This is a genomic window from Pseudomonas sp. Q1 (assembly GCF_009935975.1).
GTDB classification, from domain to species: Bacteria; Pseudomonadota; Gammaproteobacteria; order Pseudomonadales; family Pseudomonadaceae; genus Aquipseudomonas; species Aquipseudomonas palleroniana.
The window spans coordinates 211,355-232,466 of sequence record NZ_QODI01000005.1 but is presented as its reverse complement, the minus strand read 5'-3'; the positions used below and the strand labels follow the sequence as shown (position 1 = coordinate 232,466).

General features: G+C 60.7%; 16 protein-coding genes. 9 read left to right on the top strand and 7 right to left on the bottom strand.

What is annotated here, in order from left to right; all coding sequences use genetic code 11:
* Positions 1-350: 350 nt before the first annotated feature.
* Complete coding sequence (locus DK870_RS10155) at positions 351-1,340, bottom strand: phosphate ABC transporter substrate-binding protein PstS (protein WP_060756644.1); 990 nt, start codon at positions 1,338-1,340, stop codon at positions 351-353.
* A gap of 256 nt (positions 1,341-1,596) precedes the next feature.
* Positions 1,597-2,886: an MFS transporter gene (locus tag DK870_RS10150; protein WP_060756643.1), complete on the bottom strand. Its 1,290-nt coding sequence runs from the start codon at positions 2,884-2,886 to the stop codon at positions 1,597-1,599.
* A gap of 455 nt (positions 2,887-3,341) precedes the next feature.
* Here DK870_RS10150 and DK870_RS10145 point away from each other — a divergent pair, with 455 nt between their 5' ends.
* Positions 3,342-3,746, top strand: coding sequence for an acyl-CoA thioesterase (locus DK870_RS10145; RefSeq protein ID WP_003176975.1), 405 nt, complete (start codon positions 3,342-3,344; stop codon positions 3,744-3,746).
* Positions 3,747-3,803: 57 nt separating this feature from the next.
* Positions 3,804-4,703 carry a D-hexose-6-phosphate mutarotase gene (locus DK870_RS10140; protein WP_161548584.1) on the top strand — a complete coding sequence of 300 codons (900 nt, stop codon included), beginning with the start codon at positions 3,804-3,806 and terminating at the stop codon, positions 4,701-4,703.
* Positions 4,704-4,755: 52 nt separating this feature from the next.
* Here DK870_RS10140 and DK870_RS10135 read toward each other — a convergent pair whose 3' ends face one another.
* The 5 genes from DK870_RS10135 to DK870_RS10115 all read right to left on the bottom strand — a co-directional run bounded on the left by DK870_RS10135 (position 4,756) and on the right by DK870_RS10115 (position 8,546).
* Positions 4,756-5,292 (bottom strand): DUF3299 domain-containing protein, encoded by a 537-nt coding sequence (locus DK870_RS10135; RefSeq protein ID WP_060756686.1) that lies wholly within the window; start codon positions 5,290-5,292, stop codon positions 4,756-4,758.
* 78 nt (positions 5,293-5,370) lie between these two features.
* Positions 5,371-5,616 (bottom strand): GlsB/YeaQ/YmgE family stress response membrane protein, encoded by a 246-nt coding sequence (locus DK870_RS10130; protein ID WP_060756641.1) that lies wholly within the window; start codon positions 5,614-5,616, stop codon positions 5,371-5,373.
* A gap of 105 nt (positions 5,617-5,721) precedes the next feature.
* Positions 5,722-6,807 carry a 5-(carboxyamino)imidazole ribonucleotide synthase gene (locus DK870_RS10125; protein ID WP_060756640.1) on the bottom strand — a complete coding sequence of 362 codons (1,086 nt, stop codon included), beginning with the start codon at positions 6,805-6,807 and terminating at the stop codon, positions 5,722-5,724.
* An 11-nt stretch (positions 6,808-6,818) separates the two neighbouring features.
* Positions 6,819-7,310: a 5-(carboxyamino)imidazole ribonucleotide mutase gene (gene purE / locus DK870_RS10120; protein WP_060756639.1), complete on the bottom strand. Its 492-nt coding sequence runs from the start codon at positions 7,308-7,310 to the stop codon at positions 6,819-6,821.
* Positions 7,311-7,637: 327 nt separating this feature from the next.
* Positions 7,638-8,546 (bottom strand): LysR substrate-binding domain-containing protein, encoded by a 909-nt coding sequence (locus DK870_RS10115; protein ID WP_060756638.1) that lies wholly within the window; start codon positions 8,544-8,546, stop codon positions 7,638-7,640.
* Positions 8,547-8,728: 182 nt separating this feature from the next.
* Between DK870_RS10115 and aspA the strand changes: the two genes are divergently transcribed.
* From aspA to DK870_RS10080, 7 genes are all read left to right on the top strand, one after another.
* Positions 8,729-10,153 carry an aspartate ammonia-lyase gene (gene aspA, locus DK870_RS10110; RefSeq protein WP_060756637.1) on the top strand — a complete coding sequence of 475 codons (1,425 nt, stop codon included), beginning with the start codon at positions 8,729-8,731 and terminating at the stop codon, positions 10,151-10,153.
* A 390-nt stretch (positions 10,154-10,543) separates the two neighbouring features.
* Positions 10,544-11,995, top strand: coding sequence for a sodium:alanine symporter family protein (locus tag DK870_RS10105; protein WP_161548583.1), 1,452 nt, complete (start codon positions 10,544-10,546; stop codon positions 11,993-11,995).
* Between the two features lie 80 nt (positions 11,996-12,075).
* Entirely contained in the window at positions 12,076-13,053 is a 978-nt protein-coding gene (locus DK870_RS10100) for an asparaginase (protein WP_104995044.1), read from the top strand.
* A 114-nt stretch (positions 13,054-13,167) separates the two neighbouring features.
* Complete coding sequence (locus DK870_RS10095; protein WP_161548582.1) at positions 13,168-17,772, top strand: hypothetical protein; 4,605 nt, start codon at positions 13,168-13,170, stop codon at positions 17,770-17,772.
* A gap of 64 nt (positions 17,773-17,836) precedes the next feature.
* Positions 17,837-18,829, top strand: a complete 993-nt coding sequence (locus DK870_RS10090; RefSeq protein ID WP_161548581.1) for an AraC family transcriptional regulator — start codon at positions 17,837-17,839, stop codon at positions 18,827-18,829.
* A gap of 122 nt (positions 18,830-18,951) precedes the next feature.
* Positions 18,952-19,992: a histone deacetylase family protein gene (locus tag DK870_RS10085; RefSeq protein WP_161548580.1), complete on the top strand. Its 1,041-nt coding sequence runs from the start codon at positions 18,952-18,954 to the stop codon at positions 19,990-19,992.
* Positions 19,989-21,080, top strand: a complete 1,092-nt coding sequence (locus tag DK870_RS10080) for a polyamine ABC transporter substrate-binding protein (protein WP_060756631.1) — start codon at positions 19,989-19,991, stop codon at positions 21,078-21,080. The genes DK870_RS10085 and DK870_RS10080 overlap by 4 nt, the downstream gene beginning before the upstream one ends.
* Positions 21,081-21,112: the final 32 nt, after the last annotated feature.

The following is a 21,112-nucleotide window of genomic DNA, read 5'->3' as shown; positions in this document are numbered from 1 at the left end:
AAAATCAGGGTAATGGCGCCGAGGACGGCGAGGCCGCCGACCAGTACGTACCAACGGGTCAGGCGATCCTTGAGCGCGCGAAGGCGGCGCTTGCGTTGCAGTTCAGGCGTATTGAAATCAATGCGCTTGGGGGGAGAAGTCGTCGTCATGGTGGAATTGGCCAGATCATTCATGCGCACACCCTAGCGATCCTGTATGACAGAAAGATGACAATGCAGTGACGCAAGAAATCCGCCGCTAGCAGGGCTCGCAGCGGATCAGAAATTAAGAGGCGAGGTCCAGGTCTTATCGACCCCGCCTGGGCCTTGAACCGTGGAGCGAACCCGGTTCAAGGCGGCTTTACCGAAGGCTTACTTGGCGCCTTCTTTCAGGCCCAGGTCAGCCAGGGCCTTGGCGGCAACTTTGGCTGGCAGTGGGATGTAGCCGTCCTTGACGACAACTTCCTGGCCTTGCTTGGACAACACAAGCTTCACGAACTCGGCTTCCAGCGGTGCCAGAGGCTTGTTCGGGGCTTTGTTGACATAGACGTAGAGGAAGCGCGACAGCGGGTATTTGCCGTTCAGGGCGTTTTCTTCGCTGTCTTCGATGAAGTCGGTGCTGCCTTTCTTGGCCAGGGCAACAGTCTTCACGCTTGCAGTCTTGTAGCCGATGCCCGAGTAACCGATGCCGTTCAGCGAGGAGCTGATCGACTGCACGACCGAAGCCGAGCCTGGTTGTTCGTTCACGTTTGGCTTGTAGTCGCCTTTGCACAGCGCTTCTTCTTTGAAGTAGCCGTAAGTGCCGGATACCGAGTTACGACCGAACAGTTGCACTGGCTTGTTGGCCAGGTCGCCGGTCACGCCCAGGTCACCCCAGGTTTTTACGTCGGCTTTAGCGCCGCACAGACGAGTCGAGGAGAAGATCGCGTCGACTTGTTCCATGGTCAGGTGCTGGATCGGGTTGTCCTTGTGTACGAAGACCGCCAGGGCATCCACGGCAACCGGGATAGCGGTTGGCTTGTAGCCGTACTTCTGCTCGAAGGCAGCCAGTTCGGTGTCCTTCATCTTGCGGCTCATCGGGCCCAGGTTGGAGGTGCCTTCAGTCAGCGCAGGTGGCGCGGTGGCGGAACCGGCGGCTTGAATCTGGATGTTGACGTTCGGGTATTCCTTTTTGTAACCCTCGGCCCACAGGGTCATCAGGTTAGCCAAGGTATCGGAACCGACGCTGGACAAGTTGCCCGACACACCAGTGGTCTTGACGTACGCCGGAATTGCCGGATCAACACCAGCGGCCACCGCGTTGGCGGTCGCAACGCCAGCAGCGACAAAAGTCATTGCCGCCATCAAACGTTTCAGTTTCATGCCTTGCTCCTAGCAGATAGGGATAGTTGGATCGGGGCCAAGTATCAGTAGGCCGTGTGAACACTCTATGTCTGGAATATGACAATTAGATGAAAGGCCAGCATTCATGAAAAATCTGACAGGAAGGAGAAACTCAACAAATACGGGGTTTGCGAGGCAGGTTGAAGCGTTTGGGGAATTGTTTCAGAAACACTCTGTAATCGTTGCTCGAACACCGGTGGCGAGCGAGCCTGCTCGCCACCGGCTCAGCGATGGCTCAGCGCCCGCGCTTCCACAGGTATCCGCCCACGGCCATTCCCATCACACACAGGACAGCAACGTAATAGGCCGGGCCCATCGGGCTTTCCTTCATCAGCAACGACACCGCCAATGGCGTCAGGCCACCGAATACGGCATAGGCGACATTGTAGGAAAATGACAACCCACTAAAGCGCACCACTGGCGGGAAGGCTTTTACCATCACGTAAGGCACCACGCCGATGGTGCCGACAAACAGACCGGTCAAGGCATACAGCGGGAACAACCAGTCGGGATGGGCAAGCAGGCTGTGATACAGCGTCCATGAGGTCGCCAGCAGCAGTGCACAACCGCTGACCAACACGCGGCCGGCGCCGAAGCGGTCGGCCAGGGCGCCGGAGGCGATGCAACCCAGGCTCAGGGTGACGATGGCCAGGCTGTTGGCCTGCAGGGCCACGGTCGGGCTGAAGTGATAGAGGGTTTGCAGCACGGTCGGGGTCATCAGGATCACCACGACAACGCCGGCCGACAGCAACCAGGTCAACAGCATCGACAGCACGATGGCGCCACGGTGATCGCGCAGTACTGCGCGTAATGGCAACTCGGCGGCCAGGGCCTTGCGCTGCTGCATCTCGGCGAAGATCGGCGTTTCATGCAGCCAACGACGCAGGTATACCGACAGCAGCCCGAACACACCCCCGAGCAGGAACGGGATGCGCCAGGCGTAATCCGCGACCTGCTCCGGGCTGTAGATCGTGTTGATGGCCGTGGCCACCAGCGAGCCCAGCAGGATACCGGCGGTGAGGCCGCTGGTCAGGGTGCCGCAGGCGTAGCCGATATGCCGGGACGGAACGTGCTCGGAGACGAACACCCAGGCGCCCGGTACTTCGCCACCGATCGCGGCGCCCTGGATGATCCGCATCAGCAGTAGCAGCAGCGGCGCCCACAGGCCGATCTGCGCGTAGGTCGGCAGCAGACCCATGATCAGGGTCGGCACGGCCATCATGAAGATACTCAAGGTGAACATCTTCTTGCGGCCCAGCAAATCGCCGAAGTGCGCCATGATGATGCCGCCCAGCGGGCGTGCCAGGTAGCCTGCGGCGAAGATGCCGAAAGTCTGCAGCATGCGCAGCCATTCAGGCATGTCGACGGGGAAGAACAGTTTTCCAACCACGGTGGCGAAAAACACGAAAATGATGAAGTCGTAGAACTCCAGCGCCCCGCCCAAGGCAGACAGCGACAGCGTTTTATAGTCGTTGCGGGTCAGCGGGCGCGAAGGTTGCGCACTGCTTGCGGGCACGGAGGACATGGCAAGGCTTCTCTTATAGTAATCAGAACGGCAAGCCCGGGACTTGCATCGGGTTTGGCAAGATAGCAAATCGCTTGGAAAAGCACAGCGTCCGCCGAATAACACTTCAATGGGCGAAATATTCCTTGTTCATACGCTTTAACCGCAATAAGAAGCACAGTTGCCGGAAAAAGCCGCATTACAGACGCTAATTGCCGACCAAATGAGCGTCGGGTGGTCGTCGCGGCGCAATCGTCCCGATATACTCGGCCCTTGCAAGCGCCAGACCCGCTGTCTTGAGGGGCTGCTGTGCCAAAACGTTGTTGGGTGCCATCCAGCCGATTTGGCAGAGTTTCCCTTTAGTCCGCCTTACGAGAAACGCATTGAGCGGTGTATGTTGGTGCTGAAACGTTTTTTGAAGACGGCTATCCACTTGAAATACCCATGAAGCGTCACGGGTCAGAGGCACCCTCGGCATGATCGAACTCGAACAAGAAGATCCTATCCCGCAAGGCGATCTCGCTCTGCAAATCACTGCGCTCCCGCGTGAAACCAACGGTTTTGGCGACATCTTTGGCGGCTGGCTGGTCGCACAGATGGATTTGGCCGGCACCGCCATGGCCAGCAAGGTCGCAGGTGGGCGCGTGGCCACCGTAGCGATTGATCGCATGGCGTTCCTGGTGCCGGTGGCCGTGGGCGCGCAATTGTCCTTCTATACCCAGGCCCTGGAAATCGGCCGCAGCTCGATCCAGATGATGGTCGAAGTGTGGAGCGACGACCCGCTGTCCAGCGAATGGCGCAAGGTCACCGAGGCGGTGTTTGTCTTCGTCGCCATCGATGGCAGCGGCCGTACTCGTTCGGTGCCGTCGCGCGCGCGTTAAACCTCGCCGGTTTTTGACGGTCAATTGCCCCATTGCCTGCCCATTGAGAGTACTGCCATGACTACGCCCCACGTTGAAGCCGTGAAACAGGACGAGCTGGATTGCTGGCGCATCCGCCACAACGACGCCGAACTGATGGTGGCCCAACAGGGCGCGCACATCTTCAGTTATCAGCGTCAGGGCGAGCAGCCGCTGATCTGGCAGAACCCTGAGGCGGTGTTCAAGACAGGCAAAGGCATTCGTACCGGCGTGCCGGTGTGCTGGCCGTGGTTTGGCGTATTCGACCGTAACCCGCAGAGCGTAAAGGCGATGCGTCAAAGCGAGCAGCCGGCTGGCGCTCACGGTTTTGTGCGCACCGCACTCTGGACCTTGGCCGCAGCCGAGCCCGAAGGCAATGCACTGCGCGTCGACTTCGTGTTACCGGCGCCGGCAGGTGGTTTCCCTGGCTGGCCCCATCAGGTCGACCTCAAGCTGAGCCTGCTGCTGGACGACCAACTGCATATCCGCCTGACCAGCCATAACCGTGGCACCGACACCGTGACCCTCAGCCAGGCACTGCACACCTACTTCGCTGTCAGCGATGTGCGAAACGTACAGGTCGAGGGCCTGGATGGCCTGGCGTATATCGATACTGCCGACGGTTGGGCCGAGAAAACCCAATCCGGCCTGCTGCACTTCACTGCAGAGACGGATCGCATCTACCTCGAGACCCCGACGCAGCTGAATATTGTCGATAAAGACTGGCAACGCCGCATCCAGCTGACCGCCGAGGGCTCCAGGTCCACGGTGATCTGGAACCCGTGGACCGAGCGCGCCAAAGCGCTGGACGACATGGCCGACGATGGCTGGCCGGGCATGCTGTGCATCGAGACGGCCAACGTGCTGGATGATGTGGTGAAGCTGGCGCCCGGCGAAAGCCACACCTTGGGCGTGAGCCTCAGCGCTATCACCCTGTAAACAAAACATGTGAGAGGGGCTTGCTCCCTCCCACAGGGATAGGCGTTGTGGCTTAGAGATCCGACTCCTTCACGACCCGCACCTTCGCCGCATCCAGCGCATAGGCGGCATCCGCCAAGTCGTTATTCACCTTCTCCACCTTCAGCATGCCCGTGACCCATAGCGGCGTGTAGATATCCTCCAGCTTCAGCCCCTTGGGATAACGCACCAGCACCAGCTGGTTAGGCGGTGGTGGCGGCACATGGATGCAGGCGCCCGGGTACGGCACTAGGAAGAACAACGTGCTGCGGCCCTTCGCGTCGGTTTCCAACGGGACGGGGTAGCCGCCGATACGGATGTTCTTGCCGTTCATGGCCGCCACGGTCTTGGTCGAATACATCACCGCAGGCAAGCCTTTGCTCTGCTTCAAGCCACCTTTGTCGGTGAAGGTGCCTTGTGCTTCGGGAGAGTTGTGGTCGATTTCAGGCATGGCTTCGAGCGCTTTCTGATCCGAGAGCGGCATCAGGTCGAGCCAGTCGGTTTCCGGCAGTTCGCCAGCGTGCGCCAGGCCGGAGCCCAGCAAGAGAAGCGTTAACAGAAGTCGGCGCATGGGGAAGCTCGGCAAGTACAAAGTGGCGAGCATTCTAACCCTCTGCACCTGCGCAGCGCAGAGGGTTCAACGCGTGGATTATTTCTTTTTCAGCAGGCCGTAGATAACCAGCAGCACGACAGCGCCAACCAACGCACCGAAGAAGCCTGCGCCTTGGCCCGCCTGGTAGATGCCCAGGGCCTGACCACCGTAGGTGGCGACCAGAGAACCTGCAATACCCAGCAGGATCGTCATGATCCAACCCATGCTGTCGTCGCCAGGCTTGAGGAAACGCGCCAGCAGACCGACGATCAGGCCGATAAAGATGGTTCCGATGATACCCATGGCATTTCCCTCTGAATGTAGGTGAACTATGCCAAAGCCTAGCAGGCTTTGGCATCCTGCAATCAGAGGATGGCGACCCCCAAATGGTTCCCGCCGATCCCGGGCTTATTGTTCGGCGATCAGCGCTTCAACCTTGAGGATCTGCGCTTGCAGCGTTGCGCGATCCTTGCAGCGCAGGTTGGCATGACCGACCTTGCGCCCCGCCTTGAAGGCCTTGCCGTAGTGATGCAGATGGCAGTCGTCGATAGCGATGACTCGCTCAACCGCAGGCACCGTGCCGATGAAGTTCAGCATGGCGCTCTCGCCGACCTTGGCCGTAGACCCCAGCGGCAAGCCGGCGACCGCCCGCAGGTGGTTTTCGAACTGGCTGCACTCAGCGCCTTCGGTGGTCCAGTGCCCGGAGTTGTGCACACGCGGCGCGATTTCGTTGGCCTTGAGGCCACCGTCGACTTCAAAGAACTCGAACGCCATTACGCCAACGTAGTCCAGCTGCTTGAGCACGCGGCTGGAATAGTCTTCGGCCAGGGCTTGCAGCGGGTGGTCAGTGCTGGCCACTGACAATTTGAGGATGCCGCTGTCGTGAGTGTTGTGCACCAACGGGTAGAAGCGGGTTTCACCATCACGGGCCCGCACGGCGATCAGCGAGACTTCACCGGTGAACGGCACGAAGCCTTCCAGCAGACAGCCAACGCTGCCCAGCTCGGCAAAGGTGCCGACCACATCGGCTTCGGTACGCAGGACTTTCTGGCCCTTGCCGTCGTAACCCAGGGTACGGGTTTTCAGCACAGCCGGCAGGCCGATGCTGGCGACGGCAGCGTCCAGGTCCGCCTGGGATTGGATGTCGGCGAAGGCCGGGGTCGGAATGCCCAGGTCCTTGAACATGCTTTTCTCGAACCAGCGGTCGCGAGCGATACGCAGCGCTTCGGCGCTCGGGTACACCGGTACGAACTGCGACAGGAAGGCCACGGTTTCGGCCGGGACGCTTTCGAACTCGAAGGTCACCAGATCGACTTCGTCAGCCAGTTGGCGCAGGTGGTCCGGGTCGCTGTAGTCTGCGCGCAAGTGCTCACCAAGAGCGGCCGCGCAAGCGTCCGGCGCCGGGTCCAGGAAAGCGAAGTCCATTCCCAGCGGCGTTCCCGCCAGGGCCAGCATGCGGCCCAATTGGCCGCCACCGATTACACCGATCTTCATCGTCAACAACCTCAGGCGATACGTGGGTCTGGATTGTCCAGCACGCTGTCTGTCTGTTCAGCACGGAATTTTTTCAGCACCGCATGGAATTGCGGGTGCTTGGCGCCCAGGATGCTGGCGGACAGCAAGGCTGCGTTGATCGCACCGGCCTTGCCGATCGCCAGGGTCGCCACCGGAACACCGGCCGGCATCTGTACGATGGACAGCAGCGAGTCCACGCCCGAGAGCATCGACGACTGCACCGGTACGCCGAGCACCGGCAGGTGGGTCTTGGCCGCACACATGCCCGGCAGGTGGGCTGCACCACCGGCACCGGCGATGATCACCTCGATGCCACGGGATTCTGCTTCATCGGCATACTGGAACAGCAAATCCGGAGTGCGGTGGGCGGAGACCACTTTCACTTCGTAGGGAATGCCGAGTTTTTCCAGCATATCGGCGGTGTGGCTAAGGGTGGACCAATCGGACTTGGAGCCCATGATCACGCCAACCAATGCACTCATCGTCGTGCCTCTTCTCTCTGGGCGCCCGCGGGCGCGTCAAAAAACAACAAGCCACGCGGGAGACCGGCGTGGCTTGTTGTACGAAATTCAGGCCGATTGGACCGGCCGAAGGCCGCGCAGTATACCGTAATAATGCAGATAAACAGCCCCTGGAATGACCATCTGTCTTACGGCGCAAACCAGCGGTTTTATTGACTTACGAGTCAGTCCAAGACACCGCAAAACCCTGTGGGAGGGGGCTTGCTCCCGATAGCGGCGTATCAGTGAGAAATAAGTACCTGACACCCCGTCATGCCAGCCCCCTCCCGAATTTGAACAGTTTTGGTCTCAGGCATTCTGCGCCGCTCCCCCCTCCAGCTTGCGCCACAGCAGCCGCACGTTCGCCTTGCGCACCAACGCGCAGCGATACAGACGGATCTCCAGCGGCACATGCCATTGCGGGCCGCCGCACACGACCAGTTCGCCCCGGGCCAATTCCGCCCGTACGCTCAATTGCGGCACCCAGGCGATGCCCAAGCCTTCCAGGGCCATGCTCTTGAGGCTATCGGCCATGGCGGTTTCATACACCGTCGTAAAGCGCAGCGCACGCTGGCGCAGCAGCAGGTGCACCGAACGGCCAAGGAAAGCACCGGCGCTGTAGGCCAGCAACGGCACGCTGGCTTCGCCCTCCAGGTCGAACAGTGGCTTGCCCTCGGCGTCAGCGGCGCAGACCGGGAGCATTTCGGTGTTGCCCAGATGCAGCGAGGGGAAGATTTCGGCATCCATCTGCATCGCCGCGTCCGGGTCGTAGAACGCCAGCATCAGATCGCAGCCACCTTCGCGCAGGGCGTGCACCGCGTCGCCGACGTTGGTGGCGACCAGCCGCGTGGCAATGTTCAAGCCTTCGTTGCGCAATTGCGCAATCCAGCGCGGGAAGAAGCCCAAGGCCAGGGAATGGGCCGCTGCCACTTGCATGACCTCACCCTGCCCGCCTTCCAGGTGATGCAGATGGCGCAGCACTTCCCCGAGCTGTTCGACCACCGTACGCGCGGTGACCAGGAACAACTGCCCCGCCGCCGTCAGTTCCACCGGCGTACGCGAGCGATTGACCAGGGTCAGGCCCAGCGCGGCTTCCAAGCTACGGATACGGCGACTGAACGCCGGCTGGGTCACAAAGCGCCGCTCCGCCGCCTGGGAAAAACTGCGAGTCGCCGCCAGGGCACTGAAGTCTTCCAGCCATTTGCTCTCAAGGTTCATCACTTCCTCCCACGGGTATGCACCATTTTGGCACACACGCCCGCCATCATAGCTGGGTCACATCCACATTATGCCGTTTGTGCATGGGTCAGTGCTGAACAGCATTGGCCCAAAAACTTATGGAAGCCTAGCATTCGCAGCGTTCCGGCCAGTTCCGGGTCCATATCGAGATGATTTCCGTCATGTCCTCCGCTGCATCTTTCCGTACCGAAAAAGACCTGCTTGGCGTACTCGAAGTACCCGCCCAAGCGTATTACGGCATCCAGACCCTGCGAGCGGTGAATAACTTCCGCCTCTCCGGCGTTCCGATTTCGCATTACCCGAAATTGGTGGTCGGTCTGGCAATGGTCAAGCAAGCGGCGGCTGACGCCAACCGCGAGCTGGGTCAGCTCAGCGAAGCCAAGCACGCTGCCATCAGCGAAGCCTGTGCCCGTCTGATCCGCGGCGATTTCCACGAAGAGTTCGTGGTGGACATGATTCAAGGCGGCGCCGGCACTTCAACCAACATGAATGCCAACGAAGTCATCGCCAACATCGCGTTGGAGGCCATGGGCCACAACAAGGGCGAGTACCAGTACCTGCACCCTAACAACGACGTGAACATGGCGCAGTCGACCAACGACGCCTACCCGACCGCGATCCGCCTGGGTCTGCTGCTGGGTCATGATGCGCTGCTGGCCAGTCTCGACAGCCTGATCCAGGCGTTCGCCGCCAAGGGTGAAGAATTCAGCCACGTCCTGAAAATGGGCCGTACCCAACTGCAAGACGCCGTGCCGATGACCCTCGGCCAGGAGTTCCGCGCCTTCGCCACCACCCTGGGTGAAGACCTGGCCCGCCTGAAAACCCTGGCGCCGGAACTGCTCACCGAAGTCAACCTGGGCGGCACCGCCATCGGCACCGGCATCAACGCCGACCCACGCTATCAGGCCCTGGCGGTACAACGCCTGGCCGTGATCAGCGGTCAGCCGGTCGTACCGGCCGCCGACCTGATCGAAGCCACTTCCGACATGGGCGCCTTCGTACTGTTCTCCGGCATGCTCAAGCGTACCGCGGTGAAGCTGTCGAAGATCTGCAACGACCTGCGCCTGTTGTCCAGCGGCCCGCGTACCGGCATCAACGAAATCAACCTGCCGGCACGCCAGCCAGGCAGCTCGATCATGCCCGGCAAGGTCAACCCGGTGATCCCGGAAGCCGTGAACCAGGTAGCGTTCCAAGTGATCGGTAACGACCTGGCACTGACCATGGCAGCCGAAGGCGGTCAACTGCAGCTGAACGTGATGGAGCCGCTGATCGCATTCAAGATCTTCGACTCGATCCGCCTGCTGCAACGCGCCATGGACATGCTGCGCGAACACTGCATCACCGGCATCACCGCCAACGAAGCCCGTTGCCGCGAGCTGGTGGAGCACTCCATCGGCCTGGTCACCGCGCTGAACCCGTATATCGGCTACGAAAACGCCACCCGTATCGCCCGTGTCGCCCTTGAAAGCGGCCGCGGCGTGCTGGAATTGGTGCGCGAGGAAGGCTTGCTCGACGATGCCATGCTCGACGACATCCTGCGCCCCGAGAACATGATCGCTCCACGTTTGGTCCCCTTGAAGGCCTAAGCGTTTGTTGCACCGCTCACCAGGCTGAGGGACTAGACACCTCTCACCTTTTGAGGGCCTGAAGGCTCGTTCTTCAGGCCCTTTTTTTGTCTCAAGGTTGTGAAATGATGCCCATAAAAACTCCAATATCGCCCTGTAAACCCTCCTTGCCAGCCGACACGCGGCTGAAACCTTTAATCGTCTCGTGCAGACGGATCCCGCTCGCCTAGGTATAGTGCCGCCCCTCTTCGCGTCTACGGCCATCGATACGAGGCCCGAAGCAACGCGAAAGCGCATGAATAACAACACCCGCAAAAGGATTGGGATCGAACCGTCGCGCACTGCCTGGTGCTATGCGAAGGCCCGGACCGTCCTGCGTTTGCCATTAGAAAAATCAGCGAGGAACACTCCATGCTCGAAGTCATCAACGACTTCCTCTCAGGGAAAGTACTGATCGTGCTCATTGTCGGGCTCGGCGGTTATTTCACGATCCGCTCGCGTTTCGTTCAACTACGTCACTTTTTCCACATGTTTTCGGTGTTTCGCGACAGCCTGAAAAACAGCTCAGACCAACTCAGCTCGTTCCAGGCGCTGATGCTCAGCCTGGCCGGCCGTGTCGGTGCCGGTAACATCGCCGGTGTCGGCATTGCCGTGACCCTGGGTGGCCCGGGCGCCGTGTTCTGGATGTGGGTCACCGCATTGGTGGGCATGTCTTCGAGCTTTATCGAGTGCTCCCTCGGTCAGTTGTACAAGCGCACTGACGCCGAAGGCACCTTCCGTGGCGGCCCGGCTTACTACATCCAGCACGGCCTGCAGAAACGCTGGCTGGGTATGCTGATGGCGTTCCTGCTGCTGGTCACCTTCGGCTTTGCCTTCAACGGCCTGCAAGCCCATGCCGTGACCCACTCGCTGAACAATGCTTTCGGCCTCGACACCACCTACACCGGCCTTGCCCTCGCGGTATTGCTGGGCCTGGTGTTCATCGGCGGGATCAAGCGAATCGCCTCGATTGCCGACCTGCTGGTGCCGGTCAAGACTCTGGTCTACATCGCAGTAACCCTGTACGTGATCGTGCTGCAATTCGACCACGTGCCGGCCATGCTCGCGACCATCGTCAAGAGCGCCTTCGGCCTCGACCAAGCCTTCGGCGGCCTGGTGGGCAGCGCAATCATCATGGGTGTGAAGCGCGGCGTGTTCGCCAACGAAGCCGGTCTGGGCAGCGCGCCTAACGTGGCGGCAGTGGCTTCGGTAGAACACCCGATCGCCCAGGGCGTGGTCCAGGCGTTCAGCGTGTTCCTCGACACGTTCGTGATCTGCACCTGCACTGCGCTGCTGATCCTGCTCTCCGGCTTCTACACCCCAGGCTTTGAAGGCGACGGCATTGCCCTGACCCAGAACTCCCTGGCGGCGGTAGTCGGTGACTGGGGTCGCATGTTCATCTCGGTGGCCCTGGCGTTGTTCGTGTTCACATCGATCATGTACAACTACTACCTCGGCGAAAGTAACCTGCGCTTCCTGGTCGGCAACAACCGCAAGGTGCTGATGGGCTACCGCGCACTGGTGCTGGCGCTGATTTTCTGGGGCTCGATCGAGAACCTGAGCACCGTGTTCGCCTTCGCCGACATCACCATGACCCTGCTGGCGTTCGTCAACCTGTTCGCCCTGGCGTTCCTGTTCAAGATCGCCATGCGCATCCTGAACGACTACGACAACCAGCGTGCAGCGGGTATCAAGACGCCGGTGTTCGACTCCAGCCAGTTCCCTGATCTGGATCTGGACCGTCAGGCCTGGCCGGCCAATCCGGTAAAACCGGACGGTGCACCATCGGCTGAACTGAATGCTCAAGCGCAGCGCCAAGCGTAATAAGAGCCGACAGATGACACGCCGCCCGGCCTTGGGCATGCTCTGGGCCCGGCGGCGTTTTTCGTTCAGGAGATTTCTTGATGCAATCAGCTAACAACGTGATGGTGCTCTACACCGGCGGCACCATCGGCATGCAGGCCAGCGCCAATGGCCTGGCGCCCGCATCCGGTTTCGAAGCGCGCATGCGCGAACAGCTTTGCAACCAGCCATTGCCTGCTTGGCGCTTCCGGGAAATGTCCCCGCTGATCGACAGCGCCAATATGACCCCCGCTTACTGGCAGCGCCTGCGCACCGCCGTGGTCGAGGCAGTGGACGCCGGCTGCGACGCCGTGCTGATCCTGCACGGCACCGACACCCTGGCCTACAGCGCGGCGGCGATGAGCTTCCAACTGCTGGGGCTGCCGGCGCCTGTGGTGTTCACCGGCTCCATGCTGCCGGCCGGCGTGCCGGACAGCGATGCCTGGGAAAACGTCAGCGGTGCGCTGGCAGCCTTGGGCGAAGGCCTGGCGCCCGGCGTTCATCTGTATTTCCACGGCGCGCTGATGGCGCCGACCCGTTGCGCGAAGATCCGCAGCTTTGGTCGCCACCCGTTTGCCGCGTTGCAGCGCAATGGCGGCGTGGCCCGGGCCAGTGACATTCCGGCGGCCCTGGATTTTCGTCAGCCCAAGGCCCTGGCCAACATTGGAGTGTTGCCGCTGGTGCCGGGCATCGCGGCCGTGCAACTGGATGCGCTGATCGATAGCGGTATCCAGGCACTGATCCTCGAGTGCTTCGGCAGCGGCACCGGGCCCAGTGACAATCCTGCGTTCCTGGCCAGCCTGCAACGGGCACAGGACAAAGCAATCGTGGTCGTTGCCATCACTCAATGCCATGAAGGCGGCGTGGAGCTGGATGTCTACGAAGCCGGCAGCCGCCTGCGTGGCGTCGGCGTGTTGTCCGGCGGCGGCATGACCCGTGAGGCGGCATTCGGCAAGCTTAATGCACTGATCGGTGCCGGGCTCGAGGCGTGCGAAGTCCGTCGCCTGGTGGAACTGGACCTCTGCGGCGAGTTGCGCTGAGGGCTGGCCCCCATCGTATATAAGCACCACCGCTCCTGACGCGATGCTTCCTAGCATGGCAACGCTCCGGTTTTTCCGGAGCGTTTGCCATTATCTCGCCTGTCAGGAAGCGCCATGCCTCTATCTCTCTCCACCGAGCCCGACCCAGAGCTCATTGATGCGCTGATTGCGCAAATGTGCACCGGCCCCGCGTTTCGCGAAGTGGCCGCGACAATGCTGCGCGCCCAATTGAAAACGCTGTATCCCGATTGGGATATGGACCCGAACACGATCGTGGTTGGCACCCCGTCATGGGATGTCAAAGATGGCCAGGTCATCCCCATTGGCCGTGATTATGCGGTGCTGACCGATATTCTCGTGGTGCAGGCGGTATTCGCCCTGCCGATGCTCTACCTCGAAGGCCAACATTTTTTGGCCCAGTTGCCGATCGTTGAGCCTGCGGTGCACCTGCCGGTGCGTATCCTCGATATTGCCGGTGTGATGAACACCCTGGCCCCGATAATGTTGCGGGCTTATCAACAAGCGCAATTGGACTACTGGAACAGCATCGAGAACAGCGGTGGTTCACGTTGGCACAGCTTGTCGATGATCTTGCGCGACTTCTGGAACATCAACCAGGTGCCTGGCTTGACGGAAGACGATTGCTTCATGGCGCGTCAACTGTTCCAGACGCCGGATGCCGCGACACGCAAGCGGGAGACCTTCGATGCCCCTCGCGCTTATGTGATTGATATCGACGAAGTCGATGCCGAGGGCAAGGCCAACCATGTGGATGATTACTTGATCAGCGTCCTGATTGGCAAACAGCAGGGGGCCGAAGTCATCCTCACCCAGTCATTGTTTTCGGGTTTCAAGAAATACCATTCACTGGAAGCACTGGGTCAAGACCTGCCACTGCTGACGGTAGCCAATAAAGAGCAGCGGTGGCGCCTCGTCGAACCGGAAGGAGATTTTTTCGATTATCTGGCCTGCGCGTTGATCAGCATCCAGGTCAAGGATATCGGCGCCATCGACGTTTCTGATCTGGACACGCCGGATGCACCTCGCAACAACCCCGCGCAGCCGCCGGCACCGCGTTCCAAACGCAGCGCACGGCCCTTGCAGGAATACGTACACGCCCTGCCCGACTGGCTGACCAGCGCCTCCATCTCTGACCAGGATGCCTATGCCCGACACCTCAAGGACCTGGCAACCCTGCACAGTGCCAACGAAGGCCGCAGCTATGACGAAGGCATCAGCTCTCTTCACGCGTACACGCTTGAACGGCTGAAAGCCGAAATGCTCAAGGATCACCCCGACGCTGATGCGCGGTGGCTCGATGGCGTCGAAATCGTGGTGCGCAGCCCTGTGGTCTGGGGCCTGTTCACCGTCCCCGGAAAAATAGAGACCACAGCATTCACCCTGCCGGAGCTTGCCCTGCAGAACTTGATCGCCCTGCCATTAGGGAATAAGTCCCTGCGTTATCACATCACGCTGGTGCTGCCGCAATGGTTCACCGTCAACTACCTGGAACGCCTGATCAGCCGGGTGGATGTCGGGAATACCTACCCGGCACTGATCAAGGAAAAACTGCTGGCGCACCCACAGGAGGCGGATCGCCGCCAGCGGCTCTATGCCGAGCACTTGCGCATTCAACTGCCGTTGCTGGCATTGCAATGCAAGATACGCGGCGAAAGCGCCATTGATGAGCAAGGCTACGCCTACGTGAAAGCCGTCATGCGCGCCGAGCCCAGTGACCGGCAAGTGCAGGGCCAACCCATCGTGATCCGCCCACTGGCGTTTGTGCCGACTCGCCGAGCAGATAAAACGCCGGATAAGGTCGCCAATATGTTCGTGATCGGTCCCCAGGACCCGGCCGCCGGTCCATGCCTGTTGTATCGGCCGTTGCTCGACAACCCCCTGTCGCAGTTCCCTTCGCCCAGCAACTTGCTCTATGCCCTGCAGCAATCAGTAAACCTGCGCGAGTCCGTACTGGCCTGGCTGCCCGATACGGTGAGCACTGACTATGCCCGCTATGTATTCCCTGGCGACCTGCCCTCGCCCTGGGCCGTGGTCGATTTCATGGTCGACCCCTTCAAGGTTTGGACGATGGGCGGGCCGGTGCTTCTGGACCAGGCCACGATCACCGATGACCAGTTCAAGACGCTCTACCACGCCAATGCCAATGCCATGGTCACCCTCGCCGACCGGCAATCGGTGTCCAATGCCGAAGCCCGCTGGGCCACGTTCAAACGCACCGGCTGGATGACCTTCAATCTGGCCTTGCCATTCCTCGCGCGTACCGTGGGCATCGCCGCCTGGATCTGGCAGATCATGGATGAGTTACAAGTGGTGGTGGAGACCCGCGCCCATCCTGAGCATGACTCCACCTGGACCGCACTTACCGACTTGCTGCAGAACATCGGCATGGCCATCACTTTGCACAGTGCCAGCCGCAGCGCCCCTGCGGGTTCAGTGCGCAACGAACCGACGCCCGCACCACGGCCACCAGCCGCCCCGGAACCTGTGACAACCAGCCAGCAGCCGACGATTTCGGCAGAGGCACTCGCCGTACATGACCAGCCCCTGATCGTCAGCGGCGCGATCAATCGCGCACCGCCGCGCCTGGCAACCGTGCTGGACAGTTTCAAGGTGAGCAAGCCTGACACGCTGGGCGAGGCGCACCACGAGGCAGGCCCGTGGCAAGACCTGTATCGCGGCGGCCAGCATTGGTATGCGCCAGTAGGCGAACGCTGGTTTCAGGTCACAGTGGATGAAGGCGAAACCGTGCTGATTGTCGACGCTCGAAACCCTTCGCGTACTGGCCCTCCGCTGGTTCACAACAGCAAGGGTCAATGGTTCATCGATACGCGCCTGCGCCTTCGGGGAGGCAGCCCCAAACTCATGAGCACCAAAGCCCGCGCGCTGGCCCGACAAAAAGCAGAGGAGCTACGTCGGCAGCTGGAAATATTCGAAAGCCAGAAAAAAGCCAACCAGGAGGCGTTGCAGAACGCGCGCCAGGCGATGGATGCGCAGCCCTCCACATCAACGCAAGCATTGCGCCAGGCTTATCTGCAGACCCTGCAAACCCAACGCACGGAATACGAGACGGCGTTGCAGATGCTCAAGGAAATGAACGTGCATGAACCCACGGCGCAATACGCGCCAAAAGCCTTGAGTTACATCAAGGCCCAGGCCCGATTGACCCAGGCTACGCTGAGCGAAATCCTTTCGCGCTTCACACCCAAATGGCGCATCGTGCATGAGCAGCTGCAACGCCAGGCTGTGGTGTCCATGGAGCGCCCGATTGAAGACTTCCGTGAGATGCGCGAGCTGACCGGCGCATTGCTTGTACAGCTGGAATACATGCACGGCCGATTCCGGGAGCTCAAAAGCCTGGCCAGGGACGGTGCCGTTTTGCTGGATACCCTCAAGAGCTCGATGCCGGTCTACAGCGTTGACGACCTGAAGGCCATTCGCGTGTCGCTCAGCCGCAACCTGTGCCTGCCCAAGGACACCTTGCAGACAGCTCCCGAGGCCTGGTCGGAAATAGACAACATCATCGACACAGCGGATGTCGCAATCCAATGCCTGCGCGATACATTGGAGGAGCGCAGCGATCGACGCCTGGATGAACGCTTTGACACCTTGAGCAACCTGGTCGAGCAGTTTCAACTGCTGGACGAACGCCTGCAGGATTTTCCCGTGGAGTACTCCGCGCACGCCATCACCGACAAGTTGCAGGAGTTGCGCGGCGAGCTGAGTGGCTTCCAGCGGCGCGCCGCGAGGAACCTCGGGGTATTGAGTGCCGAGCGCGGAGTGCTCAGGAGCCGACCGACCCCGCCCTCGACCCCGCCACGCCCGTTGAAACAGTTTATCCACACTCGCTACGGTGGCCTGCTGATCGGTGAACCGCGCTTGAACGAAGTCGGGCTGGAAACCGGCCTGGTGGATATTCGCTCACCGCTGACCCATCAGATCCTCGCCACTTACCATGAAAAATCCAAGGGTGTCTGGGTACTTCACGAAAGAGCCCCATCCCCTTCCGCCGAACCGGCTGAGGTGGATCTGCAGTTGACCATCAATCAGGGCCAGGCATTGCTCGATGGGCTGCCCGCCTTTCAAGCGCGTGCCCGTGCCCACAGCAACCTCGCCGATCGTGAGCCCTTTGGGATCGAGTATCTGTACCACAAACACGCACAGCGATTGGAGAAGGCAAGCAATGCCATCGAGCAGGCACTGACTCAACATAACATCACAGAGAGCAACGCCATGGCGCTTCCCGCGAGCGAGGTGACCAAAGCGATTGATAGCGCGTTGGCCCAGCTCTATCAGCAAAGTAACCAGCTGGTGCAAAGGGCGCTCAGGTCGTCTCCTCCTACCGTGACAGCGGTGCAGTGGCTTAAACAACACAATACGATCGCCATCAAGAAAACCGTGAACCGCCGTCGAATCAAGTCCCACACGCCTGACTATCTGGATGAGTACACCATCAGCGACCGCGTGACGCGCGAAGTGCTCTGGTATGCCCACTTTCACTACAGTGCGAACTGGACACCGGACAAGTCCATGTTATCTGCCCGCCTGAAGACTCCAGCCGAGCACAGCCTGGGCGCCGCCGCCGACTCGCCCAAAGGCTTGAACCATCAACAAGCCGTTGCCTACTACCGCAGCGAGATCAGCCTGCAGCAAGCCCGTGAGCTGTTTTTCGAGCGCCCAAAATCCGAGTCCAGTCGTTAATCGATACCAGGGGCACGGCATGCAATTTGCTGCACCAGTGCCACTTCTTCGCGCGGGTGTCCCCATGCTGCATTCACACCTCACGACCCTCAACGCTGTATCTCTGGTCCTGGCGACTTTCAAGGACCAGGGGCAGCCGGCCGAGGTATTACTGGCCGGCAGCGGCATTGGCACAGCAGACATGCGCCGCGCCGACACGCGCATCACCACCTGCCAGGAGATGCGCGTATGCGCCAATGCCGTAGCCCTGCGCCAGGACATTGGCCTGGAACTGGGCCAGCGCATGCACGTGTCGTCCTACGGTCTGCTCGGCTATGCGTTGTTGACGAGTGCCACCTTAGGTGACGCTTTGCGTCTGGCGCTGCGCTACCCGGCGCTGTTGGGAACACTTTTTGAACTCAGCCTGGTGGAAGACGGCGAGCAGATTTGGCTGACCGCCGGCGACTATCGGGAAAATCCCGCGCTGGCGGCGTTCAATGTGGAGTTTTGCCTGGTGTCGATGAAAGTCATTTGCGATGACTTGCTCGGCGGCCCGCTGCCGTTGCGTGAAGCGCGTTTCGACTACCCGGCACCCGCCTACCACCCGCGATACGCGGAGCGTTTCGACTGCCCTTTGCAGTTCGATGCACGGCACAACGGCTTTGCGTTCGACGCCCAGTGGTTGCAACAACCCTTGCCCCTGGCCGATGCCATCACCCATCGGGCGATGGCCGAACGCTGCCGCAAACAGAACTCCGAATTCACCGGGCGCCAGGCCTGGCTCAACCGCGTGCGCCAGTTGCTGGCCGAGCAATTGCACGCCGCGCCCGGCCTGGACGGCTTGGCGGCGCAGATGAACTGTTCCGCACGAACCCTGCGCCGGCATCTGCATGCGTTAGGTTGCAGCTACCAGCAATTACTCGACGAGCTGCGCTTTGAGCAGGCCAAGCAATGGCTGGCGCAAGGGCAATGGCCCATTTACAAGATCGCCGAACAATTGGGTTTCAGCGAGACCGCAAGTTTTCGCCACGCGTTTATGCGCTGGAGTGGGGTCGCGCCCAGCCTGATGCGCCATTAGCGGGCGAATTACGGTCAAAGTCTTTGGCCACATTTATCCCCTTCTGGCCGCTCCTGCCATTCTCTTGGCCGCCCCCGCACCGCAACACTTGAAGGCACAACAACACGCCTGCGGGAGCCCCCATGCTGACGATCTATTCAGACGATCACCATCTACACCACGGACGCTGCGAATTGATGGACGGGCAATTGATGCCCTGCTTCGAAATGCCGTCGCGCGCCGACCATGTGCTGCAACGGGTCAAGGACCGTGACCTGGGACCGGTGCAGGCACCACAGGACTTCGGCCTGGCCCCGCTGCAGCGCATCCACAGCCGCGACTATCTGGAATTTTTCAAAAACGCCTGGGCCCGCTGGACCGAATACGGCCAGGACGGCGACCTGCTGCCCTACACCTGGCCTGCCCGCACCCTGCGCCGGGTGTTGCCCACCAGCTTGCACGGCCAACTGGGCTACTACAGCTTCGACGGCGGTGCGCCGATTACCGTCGGTACCTGGCAAGCCGCCTACAGCGCGGCACAGGTAGCGCTCACCGCGCAGCAGGCGATCCAGCAAGGCGCCCGCAGTGCCTTTGCCCTGTGCCGCCCACCCGGGCATCACGCCGCCAGTGATTTGATGGGCGGTTATTGCTACCTGAACAACGCCGCCATCGCAGCCCAGGCGTTCCTCGACCAGGGCCATGCAAAAGTCGCGATCATCGACGTGGATTACCACCACGGCAACGGCACCCAGTCGATTTTCTATGACCGCAGCGATGTGCTCTTCACCTCCATCCACGGCCACCCGGAGGCTGAGTTCCCGTTTTTCCTGGGGTATGCCGATGAGCTGGGAGAAGGGCCTGGCGAGGGCTTCAACTTCAACTACCCGCTGCCGGCCGGCTCCGGCTGGGACACCTGGAGCGCCGCGCTCGAAGCGGCGTGCCAGGAGACCGAACGCTTTGATGCCGACGTCATTGTGGTGTCCCTGGGAGTGGACACGTTCAAAGACGACCCTATCTCGCAATTCAAACTCGACAGCCCGGATTACCTGGCGATGGGTCAGCGCATCGCGCGTCTTGGCAGGCCCACGCTGTTCGTGATGGAAGGCGGCTACGCCGTCGAAGAAATCGGTATCAACGCCGTCAACGTCCTCGAAGGTTTCGAACAAGCAGGAGCCGCCCAATGAAGATGCTCACCACTCTGGCCCTGTGCGCCGCCGTATTGAGCGGCGCGACGCAGGCCGAAGAAAAACCCCTCAAGGTCTACAACTGGTTCGACTACATCACGCCCAAGGCCCTTGAGGACTTCAAGGCACAAAACCCCCAGATCAAACTGGTGTACGACATCTTCGACACCAACGAAGCCCTGGAAGCCAAGCTGCTCACCGGCAACTCCGGGTATGACGTGGTGGTGCCGTCCAACGTGTTCCTGGCCAAGCAGATCGAAGCGGGCGTCTTCCAGCCCCTGGATCGCAGCCAGCTTCCCAACTGGAACCACCTCGACTCCAAGCTGATGAAGCTGATCGAGGCCAATGACCCCGGCAATAAATTCGCCGTGCCCTACATGTACGGCACCATCCTGATCGGCTTCAACCCAGACAAGGTCAAGGCGGCACTGGGGCCCGATGCGCCGGTGGACAGTTGGGACCTGATCTTCAAGGAAGAGAACATCAGCAAGCTCAAGCAATGTGGGGTAGCCTTCCTGGATTCGCCGTCGGAAATCCTGCCGCTGGCCCTGCAGCACCTGGGCCTGGACCCCAACAGCAGCAACCCCAAGGATTACGACAAGGCACAAGCCCTGTTGATGAAAATCCGTCCGTACATCACCTACTTCCACTCCTCCAAGTACATGGCCGATATCGCCAACGGCGACCTTTGCGTGGCCGTGGGTTACTCGGGCAGTTTTTCCCAGGCCGCCAACCGCGCCAAGGAAGCCAAGAACGGCGTCACCGTGGACATGCGCCTGCCCAAAGAAGGCGCACCGATCTGGTTCGACATGCTCGCCATTCCTAAAGGCGCGCAGAACCCGCAAGACGCCTACACCTTCATCAACTACTTGCTGCAACCCCAGGTGATTGCGCCGATCAGTGATTTCGTCGGCTACCCCAACCCGAACAAGGACGCGACCGAACACGTCGACCCAGCCATTCGCAACAACCCCAACCTGTACCCGACCGAGGCGGCCATGGCAACGCTCTACACCTTGAAACCCCTGGCGCGTGATGCCGAACGCGCCAGGACGCGCGCCTGGACCAAGATCAAATCCGGTACTTGATCACACAGTGGCAAGGCCCACCGGAGCGAGGT